Source organism: Micromonospora sp. NBC_00421 (genome assembly GCF_036017915.1).
Lineage (GTDB): Bacteria > Actinomycetota > Actinomycetes > Mycobacteriales > Micromonosporaceae > Micromonospora.
This window is the reverse complement of the sequence record NZ_CP107929.1, coordinates 3852803-3879060: the sequence shown is the minus strand read 5'-3', so window position 1 is coordinate 3879060 and position 26258 is coordinate 3852803. Positions and strand designations below refer to the sequence as shown.

The following is a 26258-nucleotide window of genomic DNA, read 5'->3' as shown; positions in this document are numbered from 1 at the left end:
CTGTCCGGCCCCGCACGCGCCGCGGCGTCGCCGGCGTCCGGACGTGTGACCGTCAGGCGTCGCGGCGGTGCAGCGCCGCCCGGCCGAGTGCCAGGGCGACGGCGGCCCAGCCGGCGAGCAGCAGCAACCCCACCACCGGTGGGTACGGGTCGGTGTCCCCGGCCAGGAAGTGCCCACCGGCCACGCCGGGAAAGCCGTCGGCGATCCGGGTGAGCACGCCGATCTTCGGCTCCTGCAACGACAACGGAACGATCATCAGCACCGCGAAGAGCACCACCAGGGTCAGGACCGCACTGCGCAGCGCCGCACCGAGCCCGAGCGCCAGCACCCCCACCAGCGCCAGGTACGTCGCCGTGGCCAGCAGGTCGCCGAGCGTACGGCCGACGGGCATCCGCCCCCACCCGCCGAGCAGTGGCCGGGCGGCCAGCACCCCGACCAGACCGAGCAGCAGTCCGAAGGCGAACGTGGCCGCACCGGTCACCACCGCCTTGGCCAGCAACACCCGCCCCCGCGACGGGGTGCACTGGAGGGTGGACCTGATGGTGCCGGTGGCGTACTCGCCGGTGATCGCGAGCAGGCCGAGGGCGAGCACGGCGTACTGGGTGAGTTCCATCGCATCGATCAGGACGCTGCCCACGGTCACCACCCCGACGTCGTCGGTGGGGTCGTCACTGGTGTTGCCGTTGACGACGTAGATGGCGAGTTGGGCGGTGGAGGCGGCGGTCAGCAGCACTGCGGCCAGCATGGTCCACCAGGTGGCCCGCACCGACCACAGCCGGGTCCACTCGGCGGTGACCGCACCGACGAGGCCACCCCGGCCGGTGGGGACGGCTGCCGGTCGTACCGGGGACGGGGTGCTCACCTGGCACCGCCTCCGGCGTACTCGACCGAGTCGGCGGTCAGCGCCATGAACGTCTCCTCCAGGGTGGCGGTGATCGTGGTCAGCTCGTGCAGCGGCACACCCAGCACGTACGCCAGGTCGCCGATGTGGGCCGTGGCGGCGCCGGTGACGGTCAGCCCGTCCGGCCCCTGCGGGGTCACCGTGGCACCGTCCGCGGTGAGTCGGGCGGCCAGCGCGGCCAACCCGTCCGGCCGTGGCCCGCGTACCCGTACCGACGCGGTGGCGGCGGCGAGCAGGTCGCCGATCGGTGCGTCGGCGATCAGCCGGCCCCGACCGATCACCACGAGTTGGGTCGCGGTCAGCTCCATCTCGCTCATCAGGTGGCTGGAGACCAGCACGGTGCGCCCCTCGGCGGCGAGCGAGCGGGTCAGCTCCCGGATCCAGCGCACCCCGTCCGGGTCGAGGCCGTTGACCGGTTCGTCGAACATCAGCACCGGCGGGTCGCCGAGCAGCGCGCCGGCGATGCCGAGCCGCTGCGCCATGCCGAGCGAGAGGGTACGGCCCGGCTTCCGGGCCGCCCGGTCGTCCAGCCCGGCCACGGCGAGGACCGCGTCGACCCGGCGGGCCGGGATGCCGTTGCTGCGGGCCATCGCCAACAGGTGTGCCCGGCCGGTGCGGGCCGGGTGGATCGCCCGTGCGTCGAGCAGCGCACCCACCTCGTACAACGGGTGCCGAAGTTCCCGGTAGGGGCGGCCGTCGACCAGGGCCTGACCGGCGGTGGGCCGGTCCAGGCCGAGGACCATCCGCATGGTGGTGGACTTGCCCGCGCCGTTCGGGCCGAGGAAGCCGGTGACCCGGCCCGGGGCGATGTCGGCGGTCAGGCCGTCGACCGCAGTCGTCGTCCCGAACCGCTTCGTCAAGCCGCGTAATGTGATCATGTGTGGACGCTAGGCGTCTGCGGGCGGGTGCCGACGCTGCCGATCGGCGGCGACCCACCCCCACCTTCGTCAGGTGTGCCGGTGCGCCCGTGTGCCGACTCGCCCGTGTGCCGGTTCGCCCGTGTGCCGGGAGGCCGGAATGACGGTGGGTCGGAACGCCGGAATGCCGGAATGCCGGTGGGTCGGGAGGCGTCTCCGACGGTGCTAGGCGGATCTCCCCGGTCCTCTCCGCCGGGACCGCCGGGACCGGCTGGTCCCTTCCCTCGGCCGTACCCGGGACTCCTGCCGGCAGACCCGGGCGATCCCCCGCAGGTCGGCGAGCAGCCCGGCAGGCCGGTGAACCCGGGTGGCACGGGGTTCACGACGGTTGGTCAGTCGGTGGCCGGGACCGGCAGGGACCGGTCGTCCTGCGCCGGTCGTGGGGCGACGACCTGTACGCCGACGTCTGCGTTGCGGTTCTGGGTCTCGATCCAGGTGTCCAGGGCGGTCCGGCAGGCGTGGTCGACGTGCCGCAGGCCGCCCAGGTCCAGCCGTACCCCCCGGTCGTCGGGCAGCCCGTCGAGGGTGGTGAGGATGGTGGGCAGCCGCAGGAAGGTGGCGTTTCCGGTGATCGTCACGTGCACCGGGTCGGCGTCGTCGTGGACGGTGACCCGCACGTGGGACGTCTCCCAGGCGGTCTTCACCACGGCCAGGCCGAGACCGACGAGCACGCCGGTGAACAGATCGGTGCCGAGGATCGCGGCGGCGGTCACCACAAGCACCACCGCCTCGCCCCGGTGCTCCCGCCACAGCTCGGGCAGAGCCCGCCACGGCAGCAGCTTGCAACCGGCGTGCACCAGCACGGCGGCGAGCGCGGGCATCGGGATCAGCCCGACCAGGCCGGGCACCGCGGCGACGAAGAGCAGCAGCCACACCCCGTGCAGCACCCGGGACGCCTTCGTCCGCGCGCCGGCCCGTACGTTGGCGGAGCTGCGCACGATGACGGCTGTCATCGGCAACGCGCCGAGCAGGCCGCAGACGGTGTTGCCGGTGCCCTGGGCGACGAGTTCCCGGTCGAAGTCGGTGCGTGGCCCTTGGTGCATCCGGTCGATCGCCGCCGCGCTGAACAGACTCTCCGCCGAGGCGATCAGGGCGAACGTGACGATGGTGGCGAGCATCCCCGGGTCGGCGAGGGCCGTCCAGTGCCCGAACGACGGTTCGACCGCCGCGAGCAGCCCTGCCACCTCGATCCGGTCGACCGGCAACCGCATGACGGCGTTCGCCCCGGCTGCGGTGACCACGGCGATCAGCGCCCCGGGGACCAGACCCGGCCGACCCGGGAGGGTGTCCCAGAGGAACATGACCGCGAGGGTGGCCGCGCCGACGGCGAGCGACACCTGCGCCGTACCGGAGCCGGTGACCTCGGTGACCATGGCCGGCAGCCCGGTGAGGCCGGCGAGCCCGGTCGGCGGTGGGTCGGCACCGGTCAGGACGTGCAGTTGGCCGGCGATCAGCAGCAGACCGATGCCGGTGAGCATGCCGTGGACCACGGCCACCGAGATGGCCCGGAACCACCGGCCGAGCCGCAGCAGCCCCAGCCCGATCTGGAGCAGACCGGCGACCAGCACGATGGTCCCGAGTCCGGCCAGCCCGTAGCGGTCGACGGCCTCGGCGACCAGCACGGTCAGCCCCGCCGCCGGCCCGCTCACCTGGAGGCTGCTGCCCGGCATCAGCCCCACGACGAGCCCGCCCACCACCCCCGTCACCAGCCCGAGTTCGACAGGTACCCCGGAAGCGACCGCGATCCCCACACAGAGCGGCAACGCCACCAGGAACACCACAAGCGACGCCGGCAGATCATCCCGAACCACCGACCACCTCACCCCCACGACCCACCCACCGTGCTCCCCCCACCCACCGTGCTCCCCCCACCCACCGTGCTCCCCCCACCCACCGTGCTCCCCCCGGTGATCAAGAGCTTTGCGTCAAAGCTGATCTTCGATCTGACCGAAACCTCTTGATCAACTCGGGTGGGTGGGGGCTGGGTGGGGGGAGGCGGGGGCGTGGGGGAGTGGGGGGTGGGGTTGGGGTGCACGGGGACCTCCCGGGTTGGTGTGGCGCGGGGCGTCACGTCCGGTTCAACCCTCTGCGGCGAGTGGCGGTTACGCCTGTTTGCGCAGGTGGGGCGGGGTGATGCGGTGACGCCTTCAGATCGAGAAGGCCCGACGCCTGCCGCAATCTCCGCTACGTCGGGCCCTGGCGTGATGCGGTGACGTCATCAGCTCGAAAGGGCCCGACCCTCAACCCCGTTGCCCGGCGGGAGCAGGTCCGGGTCGGGTTGTTCCAGGCGGGCGGGAGCTGCGCTGGGCGGACAGGGAAGCGGCCCGAGAGGGCTGCGGATGGCAGCCCGGGGGTCGGGTGGGGAGACATGCGATGAGACGGTCGGGGGTCGGGCGGTGAGGCGGTCGGGCGATGAGGCGGTCCGGGGATCAGGTCGGGAGGGCGGGGCGGTCGCGGCGGACCACGAACGCGTCAGGCATCCGGAAGGTGAGGTTGTCCGGGCACCACGGCGGTCGGACCACCGTCACAGCGTCCAGCAGCGGTGCCGCCTCGGCGACCACCACCGCCGCCTCCAGCCGGGCCAACTGCGCGCCCACGCAGCGGTGTGCTCCCGCGCCGAAGGCCAGGTGCCGACGGGAGCCGCGCTGCCCGGGGCGGAACCCGGCCGGGTCGGCCACCAGCTCCGGGTCGCGGCCGGCGCGGGCCAGCCACAGCAGCATCGCGCTGCCCCCGGGCACCGGCGTGCCGCCCAGCGTGGTGTCGGTCGCGGCCACCCGTCGCCAGGTGACGATCGGCGGTTCCAGCCGCAGGCCCTCCTCGACCACGTCGGCGACGGCGACGGTGCCGGCCCGGAGTCCGGCGCGTACCTCGGGCTCGCGGGTGAGCCGGTGCAGCAGCAGGGTGAGGAACTGGCTGGTGGTCTCCTGGCCGGCGACCAGCAGGAAGAACAGCGCCCCGACCACCACGTCGGGGGAGTGGCCGGCGGCGCGCAGCCGGGCCGCCAGCCCGCCACCGACAGCGGCGAACTCCCGCAGTACGGCGTGGAACCGGCCCACCTCGACGGCGAGGGCCTGCTGGCGGTCGGCGTCCAGGGGCGCCCAGAACAGCTCCAGCGCCGCCCGCGCGAAGTCCTTCACCGCGCCCACCGGGGCGGCCGGCAGCTCGACCAGCCGGGCCAGTGCCAGCAGCGGCAGGTCGGCGGCGAGCCGGGCGTGCAGGTCGACCGGTCGCCCCGCGTCCAGCTCGGCGGCGATCCCGGCCACCCGGTCCCGGACCAGCCCGGTCAGCCACGGCCGCTGGGCGGCCACCCGGTCCGGGTGTAGCGCCTCGGCGACGATCGCCCGGATCGCCGGGTGGCTGGGGCCGGTGTTGTTCGCCAGCGTCGGCGGCAACCGGAACCGGTGCCCGGTGAGCACCCGCAACGCGGCCACCGGGATCGGGGTCACCGCGTCCAGGGCGTTGTCGGGCCGCCAGGTCACCGGGTCGGCGAGCACCTGCCGGACAAGCGTGTGCCGGGTCACCACCAGGTGGACGCCGCCGACCCGGTCGACGACAGTGGCCACGTCCGGCCAGGGCCCGTCGACGGCCTTCTCCCATCCCCGGAACAGCACCCGGTCACGCTAGCGGGCGGCCCCCGGCGGGGCGGGGTCCAGCTCCCAGACGGTGGTGCGCTTCACCCGTACGCTCTCCAGCGCCACCGGCACCGGAACGTCGTAGGCGGCCAGCTCACGGAAGCGTTCCCGGGGCAGGAACGCCCGGCCCGGGTCGCCGACCAACACCCGGGCACCGGACCGGGCGGCCCGCAGCAGGAAGCGCAGCACCCGGCGGGCCATCGCCTCGCTGTAGAAGACGTCCCCGGCGAGCAGCACCTCGGCGTCCCCGGCGTCGCCGTCGAGGACGTCGGCCAGCTCGGCGTCGATGCGTACCCCGTTGGCCTCGGCGTTGAGCGCGACGGCGGCGACGGCCCGCTCGTCGATCTCCACCGCCCGGACGGCCGCCGCGCCGGCCTTCGCGGCGGCGATGGCGACCAGGCCGGAGCCCGAGGCGAGGTCGAGCACCCGACGTCCGGCGACCGATCCCGGGTGGTCGGTGACGTACCGGGCCAGCCCCTGCCCGCCGGCCCAGGCGAAGGCCCAGAACGGCGGCGGCTGGGCGCTGCGGAACTCGCCCTCGGTCAGCTCCCACAGGCCGATCGGCTCGTCGGCCTGGTGCAGGCGGACCTCGGGTACGAAGGCGACCGGGGTGAGCCGGGCGTGCAGCCGGACGAAGGCCGCGGAGAGTTCGGACACCCGCCCAGGATGTCAGTCCCGCGACGGCCGCCCCGGCGCGCCCTCTCCCACCCGACCGAGGGTGCTACGCCACATCGCTGTTCGGCGTGTCGGGGGTGCCGGGTGACCGGTTCACCACTGTCGGTGTTAACCCGCCCCGCACTTGCCGCTCGGCGCGAACACGCCCGTCTACCGGCTTCCCCATCCTCCTCATAGCGTGGCGAGTGGACAAGACCGACGGGAGGACGAGGCGGTGGTGATGGTGTGGCGGAACGCGCTACGGGTCGGGGCGGTGCTGGCCTGCCTCACGGGGACAGGGCTCGCCGGGCCGGCACCGGCTTCGGCGGCGGACCGCTTCGCCACCGAGCTGAGTGGCCTGCCGGACGAGTTCACCGCCGGTGACCAGGTGCGAACGGTCTCGGCGGTGGTGTCCCGCAAGGGCAACGGCGGCTGTGTGAAGGTCCGCTGGTCGATGGTGCTCTCGGTGCAGGGGCTGCGACTGGACCAGGTCAAGATGGACCGGGTTGAGGAGACCGGCTCGTTCCCGCTGGACATCCGGGCCGAGGGGGCGGTGGCCCGGCTGACCGACCGGCAACTCGACCCGGGCACCCTCTGCCCGGACCGCACGGTCACCGCCACCTACCGGGTGGCCTTCGCCGAGGACGTCACCCGCGGGCGGATCACCATGGCCGCCGAGGCGTACGACCCGAACCTGCGGCTGCTCGCCCGGCAGAGCGCCACCCGGCAGGTGGTCGGTACGGCACCGCCACCCACCACGGCAGCGCCCGAGCCGACCACCGCGTCGCCGGAGCCGACCGAGGAGGCGCTGGAACCGACCGGGGAGGAGACCGAGCCGACCGAGGAGGCGCTCGCCGAGGTGCCGCCACCGGCCTCGGCGAACCGTTCGGCCAACCAGAGCGGGGGCTTCGGGGTGGTGCAGGCGGCCTTCCTGCTCGGCGGCCTACTGCTCTTCCTCGGCGTCGGCCTGCTGATGCGGCTGCGGCAGCTCACCCGGACCGCGTCCGACGGTGTCGAGGGCGATGCCCGCCCGGCCCGTCGGCCGGTCCGCTGGACCACCGTACGACGGTGATCGGGGGCCGCCGGGGCCGGGTGGCGCCACCACCCGGCCCCGGCGGGTTTCACTTCCCGAACACCTGGAACTCGGCGATCCGCACCTGGTCGCGCGCCGGGCTGGCGGTCGCGCAGTCGGTCCGGGTCGCCGGGTCGTCGTCCTGCTCACCGGCGTACGCCGGGCCGCCGGTGCACTGGCTGGCCAGCACCTCCAGCTTGACGTGGGTGGCGACGGTGGCCGGCACCGGGAACGACCGGGAGATGAGGTCCCGGGTGTAGGCCCGGTACTTCCCGCCCGGGAACGCGTCGTCGGCGCTGGTGTAGATCCGGGTCCAGCGGGCCGGGTCGGCGCAGTCGGTGGTGGTCGCGTCGCAGGCCGACACCGCGAACGACCGCAGCGCGCTCAGCGCGTTCTGCGCGCCCGGGTCGGCGTCGCCGGTGATCGCCGGTCGGAGCATCGCGCTGACGTTTACCCGCTGCACCGACTGCGGCGTGCCGCCGGGCAGGGTCACGGTGACCTGCCTACCGGCGACCCCGGTCAGCGACGCCCAGTTGGTGGCCTCGGTGTCGTCGCCGATCCGGTCCAGGTTCACCCCGTCACCGGCGATCGTCGCCCCCGACGCGGTGGACGCCAGGTTGCGGCTCAACCGCAGGTCGACGTACCCCTGCTGGCCGGCCTTGGCGACCACCTCCAGCCGTTGGTGGCCGAAGCCGGGCGCGACCGCCAGCACCTGGTACGTCCCGGCGACGGCCTCGAAGGTGGCCGGCAGCGGGGTGGCCGGGTCGGTGTCGGCGACCGGGGTGGCCCGCGCCTCGTAGTCGCCGACGTAGAGCCGGATCGGCGCGTTCGTGCTGTCGCCCCGGGGGCGCAGCGTCAGCGTGGCGTTGCCGCCGGCCGGGCTGGCGAAGCTCGGGGTCGGGTCGGTGTCGGCGGCACCGACGGTGGCGGCGTCCCGGCCCATCCCGGAGCGGGCGAACTCGGCCCAGATCAGCTCCTGGTTGGCCCCGCCGAAGCGCAGCCGGTCGGCGGTGAGCAGGTTGTCCCGCATGTCGAGCATGCTGACCTGGCTGGCCGCCTGGAGCAGGAACGAGTCGAAGACCAACTGCACCCAGCGCCTGTTGCCCGGGCAGTTCTCGGCGGACACCCGGCCCTGGGCGCAGTCGAGCTGCCGCTGCGGGGTGCCCAGGCCGTACTTCTTGACCAGGGCGGCGCGGATCCGGAAGTTGGTCGCGCCCCAGATCTCCCCGTCGGCGTGTACCGCCGGGCCGCCGGTGTTGTAGCCGACGTCGGAGTAGTTGAGCGGGCTGCGGCTCAGGTCGTAGTTGCGGATGCCGCTGACCAGGTTGCCGGTGACGTAGCCGCCGGTGACGAAGGGCGTCTCACCGGGGGCGCGCAGGCCGTGCTCGTAGAGGTACTCGGCGGCGAGCAGGTCGCTCCACGACTCGCCCATCGCCCCGCCCTGGTGCCCGCCGATCCCGGTGTCCGGGCCGGCGATCATCCGGTTGGTGATCGCGTGGGTGTACTCGTGGCCGATCACCGTCATGTCGTAGTCGCCGTCCACACACGGCGGGTACGGCCCACCGGCCTGCGGCTGCCACAGGTACATGTTGGTGCTCGGCGGCAGACCGTCGCGTGGGGTGGACTGGTTGGCGTTGTTCCGGTTGCCGCTCAGCGCGCCCTGCTGCGCCCGCCCCTGCTCGGCGTCGCCACCCAGGCCGGCACCGCCGACGTTGACCGCCTGGAGGTTCCAGGTGGCCTCGGTGAAGCCGAGGTGCCAGGCCCAGTCGTGCATCCGGTGGTGCATGGCGAACAGGTTGGCGGTGGCGGCGTCGGCGTCGTTGCGCTGGGCGGAGGTGAACGCCGCCGGGTTGCAGCGGGACTGGTGCCACTGGTCGGTGAACGGGTACTCGTAGCGCCGGTCCGGGCGGTCGGGGGCGTTGACCAGCGGGCTGCCGGCACCCCAGGAGACCACCGTGTTGGCCGAGTTGCCCCGGGTGGTGCCGGTGGGTGCCCCGGTGGCCAGGTCGACGTCCCAGGGCTGCCCGCTCGCCGGGTCGCGGAAGGCGGCGGCGCAGTCCGGTGCCGGGGTGGCGCACCAGCGGACCCGGGGGTCCTGCCCGGCGGCGAGGTCCTGCGGCGGGGTGGCCGGGTAGACCGCCCAGCTCGGGTTGTCGGAGTCGAAGTCGACCAGGTCCTCGCGGACCAGCACCTTCCCGCTGATCCCGTCGACGTAGGTGGTGAAGGCGGCCGGGTGGTCGCTGTCCCGGCCGATCAGGGTCACCTCGTACGCGGCCCGGGTGCCGTCGACGGGGGTGGGCACGGCTACCTGGCGTACCCGGTGGCTGGCCACCGCGGCGGCGTCCAGGCCGGCGTCGGCGAGCGCGTCGGCGTACGCCTGCGCGGCGGTGCGGGTGGCCGGGGCGGGTGCGGCGGCGTCCCGGGATAGCGACGAGCTGACCGAGAGCACCGTGCCGTCGGCGACCGCCACGGTGACCAGACCGTCGTGGCCGGCGGGCAGCCCACCGAAGCGCTGTCGCAGGGTGACCACCGCACCGTCGCCGATCCGGCGGACCAGGAGCCGGTCCAGCGCGGCCACCGCGTCGGCGTCCAGCCCGAACAGGTCCCGTTGGTCGGTGAGGTAGCGCCGGGCGGCGGCCTCCGGGTCGGCGGGCAGGCCGGTGGCGAGCCGGGCCGGGCCGAGGGAGTGCGGGGTGCCGAACCGGTTCCACCGCACCGGGGCGTCGGTGGCGCGGGCCAGGCTCCGCTGGCGGGTGTCGGGTGCGGCCGTACCGGTGCGGTTGTCGACGTCGGCGGCCTGATGGTCGTCGGCGAACGAGCCGGAGCGGCCCGGGGCCGGGGCCGCGGTGTCGCCCGGCGCGGCCGTGGCGGTGCCCCCGCCGGGCAGCAGGGCGGCGACCACGGCGGCGGTCGCCAGTACGGGAACGAGCCGGCGTCGGGGCCGGCTCGTTCGGGGTGTCCACTCCGGTCTGGGCACGGAACCTCCTTGTGGGAGCGGGGACCGGCGCGTCGCCGACCCGGCGCAGGCGTGGGTACGCATGCGCATTCGTGAATACCAGTCCGATCGGACGGAGGCAATGGTGGCTGAGTGGTCGGTCAGTCGAGCTGGGCGGGATCGAGGCCCAGTTCCCGGGCGGTGACCAGCCGGATCCACTCGCCGAACTGTCGCCGGGAGATCACCCGCTCGTGCACGGCGAGCTGGACGGCGAGCCCGTCCATCACCGCGTTGATCCGCCAGGCGGCCCCGGCCGGGTCGGCGCACTCGAAGGTGCCGTCGGCCACCCCGGCCGAGATCACCGCCGCGAGGTCCTGCCGCCAGCGCAGGTCCAGCCGCCGGCAGACCTTCTCCAACTCGGGGGTACGCAGCGACTCCGCCCAGCCGTCGATCCACATCGCCCAGGGGCGGCCGGTGGGGGTGTAGAGACGCAGGATGCGCCGGAGCTTGGCCAGCGGCGGGGTGGTGGAGCGGAGCACCGCGTCCAGCCGGGACAGCTCCTGCTCGGCGGCGTACGCGAACGCCTGGGCGAGCAGCCGCTCCTTGGTGGCGAAGTGGTAGAAGACGAGCGCCTGGCTGACCCCGGCGGCGGCGGCCACGTCGGCGGTGCGGGTGTTGGCGAGTCCACGCTCGACGATCACGTCGCAGGCCGTGCGCAGCAGGGAATCCAGGCGGACATCGGCGGCGGCACGTCTCGTCACGTCGCTACGGTAACCTATCGACGCGAGCACAGGGAGTTACCGAGCCGCCGGATCGGGCGGGCCGGAGTCGGAAGCCGGACAGCATCCCGTCGGCGCGTCGGATACCTTCCCGACCTGCTCACAATGGGTGTGAATCGCTGGCCACATGACTGCCGACCAACTCTCCTAGGATGCTCTGGACAGTGTGGTGCCGGTCACGGGTCGCCGGGCCGGACGCGCCGGTGGTGCCCCGAGTTGGCATCGGTCCGACCGCTCGGCTAGAGTTTCCATCCGTCACCGGGTGAGCCCGGAGGCAAGCGGACGTAGCGCAGCTGGTAGCGCATCACCTTGCCAAGGTGAGGGTCGCGGGTTCGAATCCCGTCGTCCGCTCGGAGCTGCCGCCACGCATGACGGGGGCAACCTCGGTGGGGTGGCCGAGAGGCGAGGCAACGGCCTGCAAAGCCGTGTACGCGGGTTCAAATCCCGTCCCCACCTCGGTAACAGGCACGGGCGATTGGCGCAGTGGGAGCGCGCTTCCTTGACACGGAAGAGGTCACTGGTTCAAACCCAGTATCGCCCACACGGTCGGAAGGCCACTCTTCGGAATCCGAAGGGTGGCCTTTCCGCTGTCATGCTCCGGCTTCCGGCGACCCGCTCCGATCCCGCCGCCGGCCCGCCGTTCCTGCCGGTGGTCTTCCGCCGGTCGGCAGGTCATCGCCGTGCGTCGATGTCAAGCTATCCTGGCTCCGAATTCTCCCAGGGGACGTCTCCTGACAGAGGGGGCGTCGCGACGCCGGGCGGAGTGGGGTGGGGGAGACCGGGCCACCGCCGACGCCGCCCAGGCCGCCTGGCGACGGGCCCTCGACGTGCTCGACCGGCTCGGCCACCCGGACGCCGCCCAGGTCCGACAGCGGCTCGACGGCGAGTCGGCCGTCCGCTGAGGGGTCGGCCGGGCAAGCGATCTTGCCATCGGGTAGAGTTCACCCCGTCGCCGGGGAAACCGGGCGGCACGCGGACGTAGCGCAGCTGGTAGCGCATCACCTTGCCAAGGTGAGGGTCGCGGGTTCGAATCCCGTCGTCCGCTCTCGACCATGGGCGATTGGCGCAGTGGGAGCGCGCTTCCTTGACACGGAAGAGGTCACTGGTTCAAACCCAGTATCGCCCACCGATAACCCCTGACCGGGGAGAGTTCGTCGCACGAATATGGCGGTGCAGGCCCATCCGCCGGCCGACGATCAGGAACGTCGGACCTCACCGCCCGGCGTCCACGGGCGCGGTGCCTCCGGTGTACGGGGAGACCGGCAGCTGCCGCCCGGTGAGGAAAGCCACCAGGAGACGTTCGTACAGATCCGGCTGGTCGGCGGCGATGCCGTGGCCGGCATCGGGCACGCTGACCAGTGCCGCGTTCGGCAGCGTGTCGCGGTACTCGCGGGCGACCTCCCACGGGACGAAGTCGCAGCCGCCGCGCATGATCATGGCCGGTACGGTGATCCGCCGCAGGGCCGGGCGGGGATCGGCGATCGTGGCGAAGTCGGCGACGGTCAGCTGGTTGACGTAGAAGCCCTGATGGTTGTCGTGGACCGGTGCGGAACGCCCAGCGGTGCAACTTGTCGCATCCTTGCCGAGCACCGCTATCCGGTGCATCAGTTCGTCCGCCTCGTCGTCGCCGACCAGGGCGTGCGCCGCCTGGGGGTTGATGCCCTGCAGGGCGGCCTGGGCGTAGATCCGGGGCCGGTCGACCAGCTTGTCGCGGTGCCGGCGCTGATCGGCGGTCATCCGCTCCCACGGGTCGCCCGTGCCGCCATCCGGCCAGGCCGACGGCCAGATCGGGCCGGGCGAGGTGAACGCCACCCGCTGCACGTGGTCGGGGTACGCGGCGAGGTACTGGGCCGCCAGCGAGCCGCCCCAGGACTGGCCGACGAGCACGAGCCTGTCCGCGTGGATGGCCGTGCGGATGGCGTCGAGGTCGGCGACCTGGCGGGCGACCGTGTATCCGGTGACGTCGTCGAGGCGGGTTGAGCGGCCGGCGCCCAACTGGTCATAGGCGTACACGTCGAAGCCGGCGGCGGCGACGGGGCCGGCCACGCCGGGCAGCCCGTTGCCGGGTGTGCCGGGACCTCCGTGCAGGAACACCACGGGATACGGGCGCTTCGGCCCGGTCGCCGGGAGGTGGGCGTAGGCGAGGTGGGAACCGGTCGGCAGCGTCCAGAACCGTACCCAGGCCGGTGCCGGGCCGGCCGCCGGGCGGGCACCGGGCACCAGGATCGACGTACCTGCCAGGCCTGCGCAGGCGAGGGTCACCAGCACGGCGAAGCCGGCCGTACGCCCGCGGCGGCACAGGAGGCGCCATCCGGTAGCGCCGACGCCGACCGCGGTCAGCCCCATGACCACCACACCGGCCGCGGACAACAACGGGAGCCGGGCGGTCAGTGTGGCGGCGGCCAGGAAGGCGGCCAGGCCGGCCGCGGTGGCGACGACCGGCGTGAGCACCAGGAAGAGAACACCGGTGATGCGCCGTAGAGGAGAGGACATGTCCTGAGCATGCTGGCCGGTGCGCGTCCTGCCATCGACCCGCGGAGGGGCGCACGCACCCCGGACCGTCCGCTCCGGGGCGGATCCCGTCCCCGCCGTCCGGCGGGGTGCTCAGGCCAGTCCGGGCCGGATCAGGCCGCCCTCGTAGGCCGCGATGGTCGCCTGGACCCGGTCCCGGACGCCGAGCTTCCCGAGGATCATCGCGACGTGGTCCTTGACCGTCGCCGTGCTGATGTGCAGCGCCACGGCGATCTCGGCGTTCGACAGACCGCGAGCCACCTGCATGAGCACCTGGGTCTCCCGAGGGGTGAGACGCTTGAGCCGTGCCGCCTCGGCGGGTCCGGGTGCCGCTGCGAACCGGTCGAGCAGTCTGTGCGTCACACCCGGATTGAGCATGGCGCCCCCTCCGGCGACGATGCGGACAGCCGAGGCGAGGTACTCGGGTTCGGCATCCTTGAGCAGAAAGCCGGATGCGCCGGCCCTGAGCGCGGCGTATACGTACTCGTCCAGGCCGAACGTGGTCAGCATGACCGCGCGGGTGCCCGGATGTCGTGCCGTGATGGCCGCAGCCGCGGCGACGCCGTCCAGTCCGGGCATCCGGATGTCGAGCACGGCGATGGCCGGCCGGAGCTGGGCGACGAGGCGCAGCGCGCTCTGGCCGTCGCTTGCCTGGCCGACCACGGACAGGTCCGGTTCGGCGTCCAGGACGGCGGCGATGCCCGCGCGGATGACGGGTTGGTCATCTGCGACGACAACCGTGATCAGGCCGGAGTCCGGGGCAGCCATATCCGTATCCTCTCCTCGTCTTCGGCGACGTCGGTGCGTCCGTCAGCGGCGTCGACGATGTCGCGGAGGCGCCGCACGGCATGAGCGTCCCGCACTCGGCCACCGACGACGCTGATGTCGACGCCGGACGGCTCCGTGCGCACCTCGACCAGGGCGCCGTCGTCGAGCACCGCCGCCACGGCCCGGTAGACGAGGACCTCCAGCGCTGCGGGCAACGGAGCCACCGGCGGGGTGACCACCAGCGCCGCATACCGTCGCGTCGCCAGGTGTTCCAGGCCGAGCAGACTCGGGGGTGGTTCCGGAACCTGCTCCGCCGGAGTGTGCACCAGCACCCGTAACGCGGTAAGCGTCGCCCTGCCCTCGGCGAGCACCTCGGTCAGCCGGCCGTCCGTGGCCGCGGCGACCACGGCCATCGCGTGCCGACGCGCGTCGCGACGCAGCTCCTGACCCAGTTGCGCCCGGCTCGACGACGCCGCGCCGGCGACGACCTCCTGCTCGGCGGTGCGGGCGCGATCGTCGCGCACGGCACGACGGCGTCGCGTCCCCGCGACGACCCGACCGGCCCACCACGCCCCGAGGGTCAACGGCAGCAGCAGTACGGCGAGCACCACGGCGACCCCGAGCCGGTTGCCGTGGATGCCCGTCCCCTCGGCCAGTGCGGCACCACCCAGCACCGACACCGTGCCCGGCGCCCACCAGCCAGGCCGGCCGGTGGGGCCGTAGGCGCCGATGGAGTAGACCAGCATGAGTTCGATCCACCAGGAAGCCAGGAACGCCTCGGCCGCGTTCAGGCCGGTCCATCCGGCATAGCCGGCGAGAACCCACACGCAGAGGATGCCCGATGCGACGCCGAACGCGGGCAACGGACGGGTCCGCCGCCAGGCGAGGGTCGCGGAGTGCGAGAGCAGCGGCACCAGCAACGTCGCCGTGGCGGTGGCTCCGGACAACAGGTCCCGGTCACCGGCCGAGGGGAGCAACACCACACCGAGAGACAGCCCGGCAGCGAGTACGACAAGCGCCCGGTCACCTCTCATGGTGGCCGTTGCCGGGGCGGACCGGCCCGGCCGGGGCGACGGGATCTCGGCGCAGACCCGCCAACCATCGCCGTGCCGGTCGGCACCGAGCACGCCACCGGCGGCGCGGACAGCGGCGTCGAGGCCGGCCAGTCCGGTGCCGCTGCCGAGGCCCTCGCCGACGACACGGCCCCCACCGTCGACGACCGTGACGACGAGCCGGCCGTCGCCGTGGCGCACGCGGACCTCGACCCCGGCACCCTCGGCGTAACGAGCGGCATTGGTCAGCGCCTCCCGCACCACCCGGTACACCAGCCGGGCCTGGTGGGCGGAGAGCGGCGGGCCACTGCGGTGGTACGTGCCGACGCCGTGGTCCGCCAGCAGCCGGTCGATGTCCACCTCGTCGAGCGGGTAGGTCGCGGCCCCCATGGTGACCAGCCTGTCGAGCTCCTCTACCGCTTGACGTCCCTCCCGCAGCGCGTGGGACAACGCCTCGGCGTCGCGTTCAGGGTCGGACAGCCGTAGGGCGGCCGCCGCGCCGACCACCACCGCCGTCATCCGATGCGCCGCCACGTCGTGCAGTTCGGCCGCCAACCGGCGGCGTTCGGTGGCAGCCGCGTGGGCGGGAAGCGCGTGCGCGCCGGCCTGATAGTCGCGTACGGCCCGCCGGTGGGCCAGCACCCGTCGGCGCAACCGGCCCGAGGACCACACGGCGGCGATCCCCGCGGCCAGCAGGACCGCGGTGCCTGTGGCGGGGCGGATCCCGGCTCCTCGGCCCAGGTCGTACCCGGCGCCCACCACCGGGATCGCGCCCGCCCCGATCACCGAGACCGCCGCCGTCCGGTAGACGGCCAGCGAGTACACCGTCAGCACCACCGCAACGGGGCCACAGAGCAGGTCGGCCGGGCGGAGCCCGACAGTCGACCCGGCCGCCGCGGGTACGGCGAGCCCCAGCACCGCGCACACCAGGGCACCTGCGACAGCCCGCTCGGGATTGTCGCGACGCAGGCCCACGACCACGCCGGCCAGGCATGCCAGCGGAAGGACCACCCACAGTCCCCGTCCGGCCGGGCTCGCATCGAGCCAGCCCGGCCTCAGCGGCCACCAGGCCACCTGCGTCACGACGACCGACAGGGCGGCCATCGCATCGAACCGGCGTGCCGGCAAGATCGCTGCCGGTGTCCCGGAAGCGGCCCGCGGCGTCACATCCAGGAGCGTACGGGGACCAGCAACCCACCGCGCCGGTCTCGGGAAGGGGTCCATCCCCGCCGCCAGACGGATACGGGGACTTCGCCACGGGGCTTCGCCGTGCCTGCGGCAGTGCCGCGTCGGCCGGCACCCCGGGTGTGGGGTGCCGGCCGACGGTATGCGGTGGGGTTGCGGGTGGGTCAGCTGTTCCAGTGCTTGGCGACGAGGTCGGCGGCCTGCTTCTCCCATTGGGCGTAGGCGTCGGGGTAGGCGGAGACCTGGACGGTCTGGGCGGCCTTGGTCAGGGGCATGTCCTGCCAGCCGTCGACCTGCTTGAGGCCCTTGAGGAACGCGGTGGTGGAGTAGATGGGGTCGGTGATCTGTTCGGGGGTGCCCCAGCCGGAGGAGGGACGCTGCTGGAACAGGCCGAGGGAGTCGTGGTCGTTGCGGTCGCCGAGGTGGCCGAGGTTCTCCAGCTTGGACTCCTGCAACGCGGTGCCGATGGAGATGACGGCGGCGCGCTCGTCGAGGCCGGACTTCTTGGTGGCGGCGATGATCGCCTTGGCGTTGGCGGTCTGCTCGTCGTCGAGGTCGATGCGGGACTGCTCGCCCTGGGTGCCGTGCGGGATGAGCTTGCCGCTGTCGGGCTTGTCGGCCTGCACGGCGACGGCGACGGGCCGGGTGTCGAGGGTCGAGGCGGCGTGGGCTTGGGTGGCGGGGCCGGCGAGGATGCCGCCGGTGAAGGCGAGGCCGGCGATGCCGAGAGCGGTCTTGCGCAGGATGGTGGTGTTCATGGGGATGCTCCTTCGGGGGTTGACGCCCGTGCTCCCGACCGGGGTCGGGGGTGCCCGTCGGGGGACGGGCGCGGGGCGTGGGCACCACGTCCGGGGCGCTCACGAGGGGGAAGTCAAAGGGGGGCTCCGGCGGGGCGTGCCGCCGGGTGAGGGGGCGTGCCGTCGGGTGGCTCGCCGCTCGGGCCGGAGCCGGGTGTAACGACCGCCGGCTCACCGCCATTCCGCCGGGGGCGGAGGCATCGGACCTGGCAGCGGGGGTTGCTGCTGCGGTCGTACGCAGGGTGTAACGCCTCCGGGCCGGCCCGGATTCCGCCGGGCGAGTGTCGCCGGTCACAGGCCCGCCGCGCCGCCCCGCACCCCGACCAGCCCTGGGCAGCCCGCGCCCCTTCCCCAGCCCAGGTCAGCCTGCGCACTCAGCCCGCGCCCCTTCCCAGGCCAGGGTGCCCCCGGTCCTGCGTCCAGGCAGCCCGCCAAGGCAGCCCGCCAAGGCAGCCCGCCAAGGCAGCCCGCCAAGGCAGCCCGCCAAGGCAGCCCGCCCTGCCAGCCGGCCTGCATTGCCCGGAGGGCCTTATGCCTGTGTGTCATAAAAATGCCCCATGGGCATGACTGTCCCGGAGGAGTACCACTCCGCGGCCCGGGCGACTCGATGGGCGAGAGTCGTCCCCTGGCTGCCGATCCAAAATTCGCATAACCGGCATAAGTGGTATGACATGACATTCATCCGTACTGGTCCGCAGGCGGTGGGCAAGCCGGCTGGCAGGGCTGACCGCGGTGGCCGGCGGCGAATGGGACCTGATGGTCGACACCTGGGACGGCGTGCCCCGGGCGGTACGCGACGCCGCCGGTGCGTTGCGCGAGGTCCGCTTCGTCCACCCCGCCGAGTTCGACCACATCCCCCATCCACGACACCGTTCGCCTTCGCCTCAGCCGCCACATCCAACAGCGCGACACCCCATACCCCGGATAGCCGTGCGGGTGACGACGGTCAGCCGGGTGCCACCGCCACGTCCAGCACCTCGTCCACGGTCCGCCTCGGGGTGGCCACCCCCGGCTGGCCGTACCCGATCCGCATGACCATCTGCGGGGTGCCGAAACGCCCCAGCGACAACCGCAGCGCCTCCCGTGCCCCCGACACCTCGATCGGCTGCGACAGCAGCGACACCGCAAGCCCCGCGTCGGTCGCGGTCAGCAGGACCCGCTGCAACGCCTGCCCGGCCAGCACCTGGTCGACGACCGTGTTACCGGCCGCGCCGAGCACCGCCACCAGCGGTTCCGGCTCGAAGTCGCGGCCGGGCGCCCGGTCCAGGCCGCCGAAACCGCGCGACGGCAGCAGGTCCTGCGGCTCGGTCTGTGGGCCTCCGGCGCGGGCCGGCACCCCGTCGGGGGCGGGCTCGGTGCGGACCCAGTCGGCGCGTTCGGCCCGGTAGGCGGGGTCGCGTTCGAGCACCCGGTGGGCGCTGTGGGCGATCTCGGCGAAGGCGTTGACCGCGCTCACCCCGATCACCAGTTCCAGCCAGCACTGCTCGGCACGGGCCGCCTCGCCGAGCCGCCAGCGGGCGTCGGCGGGCACCGGGTCGGGCCAGAACGGCGCCCGGTTGCTGAACCGGCGGCCGATGGCCGCGTACAGGCTCTGCTCGGTGGGGGTGGGGCGGCGCGGCAGTTCCGGGAGCAGCCGGGCCAGCACGTCCGGGTCGGCCGGGTACGGGCGCAGCCGTACCGTCGCCGGGGTGCCCGCCACGGCCAGGGACAACCGCATGTTGAACAGGGCCGCGCCGCCGGCGATCCGGGTGCCCCAGCCGCTCGGGTCGGTGGCCGGCAGCCGGCGGGCCGGGTCGACCGACACCTCGATCCCGCCGTCGCGCAGTCGGAACCGCCACGGCTGGGTGTTGTGCAGGGAGGGCGCGCGGACGGCGTCCGCGACGGCGGTCCGCAGCTGTGCCTCGGTGAAACCGGTGCCCATGGTCGTGCTCCTTCCGTGGCCTGGTTCCCCTCCACGGTCGGTCACCCGGGGTGGGCCGGGCAGGGCCGGACGTCCCGACCCGCCGGGCCACCCTTCCCGGGGCGACGCGCCAGGTTAGGGACCTTCGGCCCGTGCACGGGCCGGTCCGGGCGGGTAGAAACGAGGGATGATCCGGGTGTTCCTCCTCGACGACCACGAAGTCGTCCGCCGTGGCCTTGCCGACCTGTTGCAGAGCAGCGGCGACATCGAAGTGGTAGGCGAGTCCGGCTCCGCGCAGGAGGCGGCCCGGCGGATTCCCGCGCTCCGGCCCGACGTGGCGATCCTCGACGCCCGGCTGCCCGACGGCAACGGCATCGACGTGTGCCGGGACGTCCGGGCGGTGGACTCGTCGATCAAGGGGCTGATCCTCACCTCGTACGAGGACGACGAGGCGCTGTTCGCCGCGATCATGGCGGGGGCGGCGGGTTACGTGCTCAAGCAGATCCGGGGCACCGACCTGGTCGACGCGGTGCGCCGGGTGGCGGCCGGGCAGTCGCTGCTCGACCCGGCGATCACCACCCGGGTGCTGGAACGCATCCGCAACGGCGTCGAGCAGCCCCGCGAGTTGAAATCCCTCACCGAGCAGGAACGCCGCATCCTGGAGTACGTGGCAGAGGGGCTGACCAACCGGGAGATCGCCGGCAAGATGTTCCTGGCGGAAAAGACCGTGAAGAACTACGTCTCCAGCGTGCTGGCCAAGTTGGGCCTGGAACGCCGCACCCAGGCCGCCGTGCTCGCCACCCGCCTCCTCGGCCAGCGCCCCTGACCCGCAGGCGGACGCCACCGGTCCAGCGACCGCCGACCCGAACGGCCGCTACCCGGCCACCCGGATCAGTCGCGCAGCGGGACCGACCAGTAGAGCTGGGTGCCGTGCGGGTCGACCCGGCGTACCTCGAACTCGCCGCCGTGACGCTCGGCACGTTCACGCAGGTTCACCAGGCCGCCCCGGGCGGCGGCCGGGTCACAGCCCACCCCGTCGTCGGTGACCGTCACGGTGACCCGGCCCGCGTCCACCCGTACGGCGACGGCGAGCCGGCTGGCCCCGGCGTGGCGTACCGCGTTGGACAGCGCCTCGCGGAGCACGGCCGTGAGGTCGGGACGGACCGGTTCCGGCACGGCGCTGTCGATCGGGCCGTCGAGTTCCACCTCGGGGCGGAAGCCGAGCGACCCGGCGGCCACGTCGACCGCCTCCCGGATCTCGGTGCGCAGCGCCGCGCTCATCGGGGTCCGCAGCTCGAAGATGGTGCGGCGGATGTCCCGGATGGTGGCGTCGAGGTCGTCGACGGCCGCGTTGATCCGCTTGGCGACCTCGGGGCGGGCGTTCATCGCGCCGCTCTGCAGTTGCAGGCCGGTGGCGAAGAGCCGTTGGATCACCACGTCGTGCAGGTCCCGGGCGATCCGTTCGCGGTCCTCCAGGACCACCAGCAGCTCCCGTTCCTCCTGGCCGCGGGCCCGCTCCATGGCCAGCGCCGCCTGGCCGGCGAAGCTGGCCAGCAGCGTGACGTCGGCGTCGGCGGCCCGGCCGGAGTCGGGCCGGTGGGCGACCACCAGCACCCCGTGCAGGGTGTCGGCGGCGGCGAGCGGGGAGACCACCGCCGGGCCGGCGACCACCGGCACCGGCCAGGGTGCCGCCTCGGCCAGGTCGTCGAGCAGTTCGCGGCGATGCTCGGTCACCGACCCGGCGAAACTGGTCTCGGTGGCCGGCAGCACCGCGCCGACCAGCCCCGCGGCGTCGCCGTCGGCGGAGTCGACCACCTCGACGGTGAACTGGCCGGCATCCTCGTCGTATAGCAGCACCAGCGCCAGCTCCGCCTCGGCGACCTCCCGGGCCCGCCGGGCCACCAGGGTCAACGCGTCGGTACGGCGCACCTCGCCGAGCAGCACCGAGGTGATCTCGGCGGTGGCGGCCAGCCAGCGTTCCCGGCGGTGGGCCAGCGCGTAGAGCCGGGCGTTCTCGATGGCCACCCCGGCGGCGGCGGCCAGCGCCACGACGATTTCCTCGTCGTCCTCGGTGAACTCCGGGGCGCCCTGCTTCTCGGCCAGGTAGAGGTTGCCGAAGACCTGGTCGCGGATGCGTACCGGCACCCCGAGGAAGCTGTGCATCGGCGGGTGGTGCGGCGGGAAGCCGTACGACTGGGGATGTTGGGTGATGTCCGGCATGCGGACCGGGCGGGGCTCGTCGATCAGCAGCCCGAGCACCCCCCGACCGTGCGGCAGGTCACCGATCTTCGCGTGCAGCTCGGCGTCGATGCCGTGGGTGATGAAGTCGTGCAGCAGCCGGTCGGGCCCGATCACGCCGAGCGCGCCGAAACGCGCCCCGACCAGCTCGCAGGCCGCCTGCACGATCCGTTGCAGGGTGCTGCGCAGGTCGAGGTCGGTGCCGATGCCGACCACCGCGTCGAGCAGCGCCCGCAGCCGCTCCCGGCTGGTCACCACGTCGCCGACCCGGTCCAGCATCTCCTGGAGCAGCTCGTCGAGGCGGACCCGGGACAACGGGCTCAGCCCCAGCGAGGGGGTCGGGTGTTCGTTGCGGGGAGTCGGTGTGCTGGCGGCCACGCGGGCGATGTTACCGCCCGACACGAGACCGTCAGGCCCGCTGTTCGCGGACCGCGGAGGTGTCCACCACCTGCTCGGTGGGCAGCCGCGGGGTGTGCGGCGGGCCGGCGTGCGCCGGGTCCGCGATCCCGATCCGCAGCACCAGGTACGGGTAGCCGAGCCCACTGAGCAGTTGCCGCAGCGTCTGCCGGGTGCCGGGCACCTCGACCACGCCGGACAGCGGCACCACCGACGCCCCGTGCCGGGTGGCGGCGAGCCAGAGGGCGGAGAGCGCCTCGCCGGCCCGCAGCCAGCTGTCCGGTTCGTCCTCGTCGCCGTAGAGCAGCCCGTACGCGGCGGCCCGGTCGTGCCCAGGGCCCACCGGCAGGTCACCGGGGCTGCCGAAGTCGCGGGCCGGGACGGTGGTCTGCGGCTGGTCGTGCGGCAGCACCTCAGGCGGCAGGCCGGTGCCGCTGCCCGCCCGGTTGGTCCAGTACTGCAACTCCTCGCGGGTCTGCGGGTCCTCCGCCTCCACCGTCGCGGCGTGCGAGGCGGTGGCGGCCAACTCCATCACCTGGTCGGAGTCGAGGATCTGCAACCGGGAACCCTCGGCGTCCGCCGCGCGGACGATGTCGTCGATCGCCCCGCCGGACACCGGTTCGTCGCTGACCGGCCGACGGTCGGTGTGCCGCACCTGCATGCACTGCACCAGACGCATCGCGTCCGGGTCGGCCCCGGAGCGGTCCAGGCCGGTCAACCGGGCCAGCAGGTCCGGCTGCTGCGGGTCGGGCAGCCGCTCGACCACCGCCGTCCAGCCCTCGGCGGCCAGCGCCACCCGGGCGTGGTGCAGGGCCGCGCCGCAGCTCAGCGCCAGCAGGCGACCCTCCGGGTCGGCGGCGGTGAGCTGCCGGTCCCGGACCACCCGCAGTTCGAGGGCGTCCGGCAGGACCCGCCACCGCCACGGCTGCGTGTTGTGCACCGAGGGGGCGTGACCGGCCGTCGCGGCCGCCTCCGCGAGCGCGGTGGTCAGCGGGCGGTCCGTCGCGGGCGTCTGGTGGCTCATCGGCACGACCTTTCCGTTTCTCCCCATCGTGCCCCACCCGGTCGGTCCGCGGGCGGGGATGCCGCTCCATCCTGTCCTGCCCGGTGCGGCCGGGCGCAGGGTCCGCAGGTCCCTCCTCGGGGGCCTTTCGGCCCGGTGGTTTCCCGGTTCCGTGTCGCCGGCGTCGGGCCGCTGGGACGATCCGCAGGTGGGCACGGCACCGCAGGAGTGCGTTCCGGAGCGGCCGGCCGGCCGGCACCGGGTGCACTGGCGCGAGTGGACGCCGCTGACCCTGCTCGCCGCGGCGGTGCTGGCCGGGGCGGCGCTGTGGCTGACCGGCCGGCGCGGCCCCGCCGACGGGATCTGGGCGGCGGTGACCCTGGTGGCGTTGGTGCCGGCGGTCTGGGCGGTGCTGCGTCAGCTGTGGCGGCGGCGGTTCGGGGTGGACGTGATCGCCGTCCTGGCGTTGGCCGGCGCGCTGCTGGTCGGCGAGTACCTGGCCGGTGCGGTGATCGCGGTGATGGTGGCGACCGGTCGGGCGCTGGAGGCGTACGCCCAGGGGCGGGCGACCCGTGACCTGCGCGCCCTGCTGGAGCGGGCCCCCCGGCAGGCGCGGCGGCGCACCCCCGACGGGGGCATCGAGGTGATTGCGCTGGACCGGGTCGCGGTGGGCGACCAGCTGCTGGTCGGGCCGGGTGACGTGGTGCCGGTCGACGGTGTCCTGGCGGCCCCGGCGACGCTCGACGAGTCGGTGGTGACGGGTGAGTCCCAACTGGCCGGCCGGGCCGCCGGGGAACAGGTGCCCAGCGGGGTCGTCAACGCCGGTGCCGCCGTGGGCCTGCGGGCCACCCGGGACGCGGCGGGCAGCACGTACGCGGGGATCGTCCGGCTGGCGCAGGAGGCGACCGCCCACCGGGCGCCGACGGTCCGGCTCGCCGACCGGTATGCGGCGGCGTTCGTCCCGTTCACCCTGTTGCTGGCCGGGGTGGCCTGGTGGTGGTCGGGGGAGTTCGTCCGGGCGGTGGCCGTGCTGGTGGTGGCGACGCCGTGCCCGCTGCTGCTGGCCACCCCGATCGCGATCGTCTCCGGGCTGTCCCGGGTGGCCCGGCGGGGCGTGCTGGTGCGCGACGGTGGTTCGCTGGAGCTGCTCGGCCGGGCCCGTACCCTGCTTGTCGACAAGACCGGCACGTTGACCGCCGGGCGGCCCCGGGCGGCGGAGACGGTGGTCGCCCCCGGTGGTGACCGGGACGAGGTGCTGCGGCTGGCCGCGTCGGTGGAGCAGCTCTCCCCGCACGTGCTGGCCGTGGCGCTGGTGCGGCAGGCCCGTCAGCGGGGGCTGGCGCTGGTCGAGCCGACGGAGGTGACCGAGGAACCGGGGCGGGGGGTCAGCGGCCGGGTCGACGGCCGGCCGGTGCGGGTCGGGCAGCTCAGCGGTGATCTGCCCGACTGGGCGGAGCTGGCCCGGGACCGGGCCGAGCTGGCCGGCTGGTCGACGGTGTGGGTGAGCGACGACCACGGCCCGCTCGGCGCGATCCTGCTGGAGGACCCGGTCCGCCCGGACGCCCGGCGGACGGTACGCCGGCTGCGGGAGGCCGGGTTGACCCGGCTGCTGCTGCTCACCGGGGACCGACCGCGTACCGCCGAGCAGGTGGCCCGGCTGGTGGGGGTGGACGAGGCGCTGGCCCGGTGCTCCCCGGAGCAGAAGGTGGCCCGGGTCCGGCAGGAGTCGCGGCGGGCGGTCACCGTGATGGTCGGCGACGGGGTGAACGACGCGCCCGCGCTGGCGGCGGCGCACGTCGGGGTGGCGATGGGGGCCACCGGGGCGACCGCCTCGGCGGACGTCGCCGACGCGGTGATCACCGTGGACCGGCTGGACCGGCTCGCCGACGCCGTCGAGATCGCCCGGTACGCCCGTCGGATCGCGGTGCAGAGCGCCGCCGTCGGGATGGGGCTTGCGGTGCTGGCGATGCTGGTCGCTGCCGCCGGTCGGCTGCCGCCGGTGGCGGGCGCCTTCCTCCAGGAGGGCATCGACGTGCTGGTGATCCTCAACGCGCTCCGGGCGCTGCGCGGTGGGCTGCGCCGCCGGGACGTCCCGCCGGCCACCCGCGAGCTGCTCGACCGGTACGCCGGCCAGCACGCCGGGGTACGCGACGTGCTTGCCCGGGTACGCGACACCGCCGACCTGGTGGCGACCCGACCGACGGCCGAGGGGTGCCTGCCGGCGCTGCGCGACACGCACCGCCGGCTGACCGACGAGGTGTTGCCGCACGACAGCGCCGAGGAGCGGCAGCTCTATCCGGCGTTGACCGGGCCACTCGGCGGCGACGAGGCGACGTCCACGATGAGCCGGGAACACGTGGAGATCCACCGGCTGGTCGACCGGATCGGCGGTCACCTGGCCCAGGCGGACGGGCGGCTGCGCCCCGACCAGGTGCCCGACCTGCTCGCCAGCCTGTACGGGCTGGACGCGGTGCTGCGCCTGCACCTGGCCCGGGAAGAGGAGGACTACTCCTCCCTGGCCCCCGACCCGCCCACCCCGCCCGTTCCCGGCCACCGGTGAGCCGCCGACCCCGGCGGGCTGTCAGCGTTCGCGGACGACCGCGACCGGGCAGTGCGCGTGCTGGATGAGCTGCTGGCCGACCGAGCCGAGGAGCATCCCGCGCAGCCCGCCCCGGCCCCGGCTGCCGACCACCACGAGCTGCGCCTCCCGACTCGCCTCGACGAGCGCGGCGGCCGGTCGGGCCGGGGCGATCTCCACCGTGACCGGGACGTCGGGGAAGGTCTCCCGCCATCCGGCGAGGGCTTCCTCGATCTCGACCCGGTCCGCCGCGAGGGTCGCCTCGGCGTAGGGCTCGGACGGCCGCCAACGGTCGTCCGGCGGTGCGGAGGCCCGCAATACCCGCAGCGGGGTGTCCCGTTGGGCGGCCCGTTCGACGGCGAAACCGAGTGCCGTGCGGGCCTGGTCGGAGCCGTCGAAGCCGACCACCACCGGGCCGGCGGCCTTGGCCTGCCCCTCGCGGACCACCACCACCGGGCAGTGCCCGTGGGCGGCCACCGAGACCGCCGTGGAACCGGCGAGCAGGCCGGCGAAGCCACCGTGACCCCGGCTGCCGAGCACCAGCAACCCGGCCTCGGCGGAGCGTTCCTCCAGCACCAGCGCGGGCGGCCCGTCGAAGACCTCACCGTGCACGGCGACGCCGGGGCAGCCGGCAGCGGCGTCCGAGGCGGCCTTCTGCACCAACTCGTCGACCTGCCGTCGGGCGTCGTCGTCCGGCCAGATCCCCGGGGCCACCCCGGGACCGACCCACCCGGCGACGGTCAGCCACTCGAAGACGTACGCGAGGCGGACCGGGCGTCCGCTGCGCTGCGCCTCCGCCAGCGCCCAGTCCAGGGCGAACCCCGCGTCGGCGGAACCGTCGTAGCCGACCAGGATCTCGTCGGTGCTCATCGTCTCGTCCTCTCCTGGGTGCTGGTCACGGGGTGGTGGTGGTCCCGCTCTGGGCCGGTAGGCCGGCCCA

19 protein-coding genes and 5 tRNA genes are annotated in these 26258 nt (G+C 74.1%); 9 read left to right on the top strand and 15 right to left on the bottom strand.

From position 1 onward, the window contains the following. Positions 1-52: 52 nt before the first annotated feature. From OHQ87_RS15975 to OHQ87_RS15955, 5 genes are all read right to left on the bottom strand, one after another. Complete coding sequence (locus OHQ87_RS15975) at positions 53-862, bottom strand: ABC transporter permease subunit (RefSeq protein WP_328338649.1); 810 nt, start codon at positions 860-862, stop codon at positions 53-55. After that, positions 859-1779: an ATP-binding cassette domain-containing protein gene (locus tag OHQ87_RS15970; protein WP_328338648.1), complete on the bottom strand. Its 921-nt coding sequence runs from the start codon at positions 1777-1779 to the stop codon at positions 859-861. The genes OHQ87_RS15975 and OHQ87_RS15970 overlap by 4 nt, the downstream gene beginning before the upstream one ends. Positions 1780-2150: 371 nt before the next feature. Then, complete coding sequence (locus tag OHQ87_RS15965) at positions 2151-3629, bottom strand: SulP family inorganic anion transporter (protein WP_328338647.1); 1479 nt, start codon at positions 3627-3629, stop codon at positions 2151-2153. A gap of 618 nt (positions 3630-4247) precedes the next feature. Next, positions 4248-5429 carry a cytochrome P450 gene (locus tag OHQ87_RS15960; protein ID WP_328338646.1) on the bottom strand — a complete coding sequence of 394 codons (1182 nt, stop codon included), beginning with the start codon at positions 5427-5429 and terminating at the stop codon, positions 4248-4250. A 9-nt stretch (positions 5430-5438) separates the two neighbouring features. Continuing rightward, positions 5439-6107, bottom strand: a complete 669-nt coding sequence (locus OHQ87_RS15955; protein ID WP_328338644.1) for a class I SAM-dependent methyltransferase — start codon at positions 6105-6107, stop codon at positions 5439-5441. A gap of 196 nt (positions 6108-6303) precedes the next feature. Between OHQ87_RS15955 and OHQ87_RS15950 the strand changes: the two genes are divergently transcribed. Continuing rightward, complete coding sequence (locus OHQ87_RS15950; protein ID WP_328338643.1) at positions 6304-7176, top strand: hypothetical protein; 873 nt, start codon at positions 6304-6306, stop codon at positions 7174-7176. Positions 7177-7225: 49 nt separating this feature from the next. On the opposite strand, the gene OHQ87_RS15945 is transcribed toward OHQ87_RS15950, so the two are convergent. Next, positions 7226-10153, bottom strand: a complete 2928-nt coding sequence (locus OHQ87_RS15945) for a M36 family metallopeptidase (RefSeq protein ID WP_328338641.1) — start codon at positions 10151-10153, stop codon at positions 7226-7228. Positions 10154-10272: 119 nt separating this feature from the next. Beyond that, on the bottom strand, positions 10273-10872 hold the full coding sequence (locus tag OHQ87_RS15940) for a TetR/AcrR family transcriptional regulator (protein ID WP_328338639.1): 600 nt from the start codon (positions 10870-10872) through the stop codon (positions 10273-10275). Between the two features lie 296 nt (positions 10873-11168). Here OHQ87_RS15940 and OHQ87_RS15935 point away from each other — a divergent pair. The 6 genes from OHQ87_RS15935 to OHQ87_RS15910 all read left to right on the top strand — a co-directional run bounded on the left by OHQ87_RS15935 (position 11169) and on the right by OHQ87_RS15910 (position 12016). Further along, positions 11169-11241, top strand: a tRNA-Gly gene (locus OHQ87_RS15935). Between the two features lie 34 nt (positions 11242-11275). Continuing rightward, positions 11276-11346: transfer RNA gene (locus OHQ87_RS15930), tRNA-Cys, on the top strand. Between the two features lie 13 nt (positions 11347-11359). Next, positions 11360-11431: transfer RNA gene (locus OHQ87_RS15925), tRNA-Val, on the top strand. 139 nt (positions 11432-11570) lie between these two features. Then, positions 11571-11792, top strand: a complete 222-nt coding sequence (locus tag OHQ87_RS15920; RefSeq protein ID WP_328338637.1) for a hypothetical protein — start codon at positions 11571-11573, stop codon at positions 11790-11792. Between the two features lie 70 nt (positions 11793-11862). Then, positions 11863-11935, top strand: a tRNA-Gly gene (locus tag OHQ87_RS15915). A gap of 9 nt (positions 11936-11944) precedes the next feature. Beyond that, positions 11945-12016 (top strand) — tRNA-Val (locus OHQ87_RS15910). 86 nt (positions 12017-12102) lie between these two features. On the opposite strand, the gene OHQ87_RS15905 is transcribed toward OHQ87_RS15910, so the two are convergent. The 5 genes from OHQ87_RS15905 to OHQ87_RS15885 form a co-directional block, all read right to left on the bottom strand. Further along, positions 12103-13383, bottom strand: coding sequence for an alpha/beta fold hydrolase (locus OHQ87_RS15905; RefSeq protein ID WP_328338633.1), 1281 nt, complete (start codon positions 13381-13383; stop codon positions 12103-12105). A 111-nt stretch (positions 13384-13494) separates the two neighbouring features. Then, positions 13495-14169: a response regulator transcription factor gene (locus tag OHQ87_RS15900; RefSeq protein WP_328338631.1), complete on the bottom strand. Its 675-nt coding sequence runs from the start codon at positions 14167-14169 to the stop codon at positions 13495-13497. After that, positions 14145-16232 carry an ATP-binding protein gene (locus OHQ87_RS15895; RefSeq protein WP_328338629.1) on the bottom strand — a complete coding sequence of 696 codons (2088 nt, stop codon included), beginning with the start codon at positions 16230-16232 and terminating at the stop codon, positions 14145-14147. The genes OHQ87_RS15900 and OHQ87_RS15895 overlap by 25 nt, the downstream gene beginning before the upstream one ends. Positions 16233-16570: 338 nt before the next feature. Then, positions 16571-17164: a hypothetical protein gene (locus tag OHQ87_RS15890; RefSeq protein ID WP_328338627.1), complete on the bottom strand. Its 594-nt coding sequence runs from the start codon at positions 17162-17164 to the stop codon at positions 16571-16573. Between the two features lie 985 nt (positions 17165-18149). Further along, positions 18150-19124 (bottom strand): Acg family FMN-binding oxidoreductase, encoded by a 975-nt coding sequence (locus tag OHQ87_RS15885; protein WP_328338626.1) that lies wholly within the window; start codon positions 19122-19124, stop codon positions 18150-18152. Between the two features lie 166 nt (positions 19125-19290). Between OHQ87_RS15885 and OHQ87_RS15880 the strand changes: the two genes are divergently transcribed. Then, entirely contained in the window at positions 19291-19929 is a 639-nt protein-coding gene (locus OHQ87_RS15880; RefSeq protein ID WP_328338625.1) for a response regulator transcription factor, read from the top strand. Positions 19930-19994: 65 nt separating this feature from the next. On the opposite strand, the gene OHQ87_RS15875 is transcribed toward OHQ87_RS15880, so the two are convergent. Together OHQ87_RS15875 and OHQ87_RS15870 are read right to left on the bottom strand one after the other, a co-directional pair. Next, entirely contained in the window at positions 19995-21665 is a 1671-nt protein-coding gene (locus tag OHQ87_RS15875) for a sensor histidine kinase (protein ID WP_328348871.1), read from the bottom strand. 85 nt (positions 21666-21750) lie between these two features. Then, positions 21751-22761: an Acg family FMN-binding oxidoreductase gene (locus OHQ87_RS15870; RefSeq protein ID WP_328338623.1), complete on the bottom strand. Its 1011-nt coding sequence runs from the start codon at positions 22759-22761 to the stop codon at positions 21751-21753. A gap of 187 nt (positions 22762-22948) precedes the next feature. Here OHQ87_RS15870 and OHQ87_RS15865 point away from each other — a divergent pair, with 187 nt between their 5' ends. After that, a complete protein-coding gene (locus OHQ87_RS15865; RefSeq protein ID WP_442930462.1) occupies positions 22949-25300 on the top strand; it encodes a heavy metal translocating P-type ATPase in 2352 nt (783 codons plus the stop codon). A 21-nt stretch (positions 25301-25321) separates the two neighbouring features. Here OHQ87_RS15865 and OHQ87_RS15860 read toward each other — a convergent pair whose 3' ends face one another. Further along, on the bottom strand, positions 25322-26188 hold the full coding sequence (locus OHQ87_RS15860) for a universal stress protein (protein WP_328338621.1): 867 nt from the start codon (positions 26186-26188) through the stop codon (positions 25322-25324). Between the last annotated feature and the right edge of the window lie 70 nt (positions 26189-26258).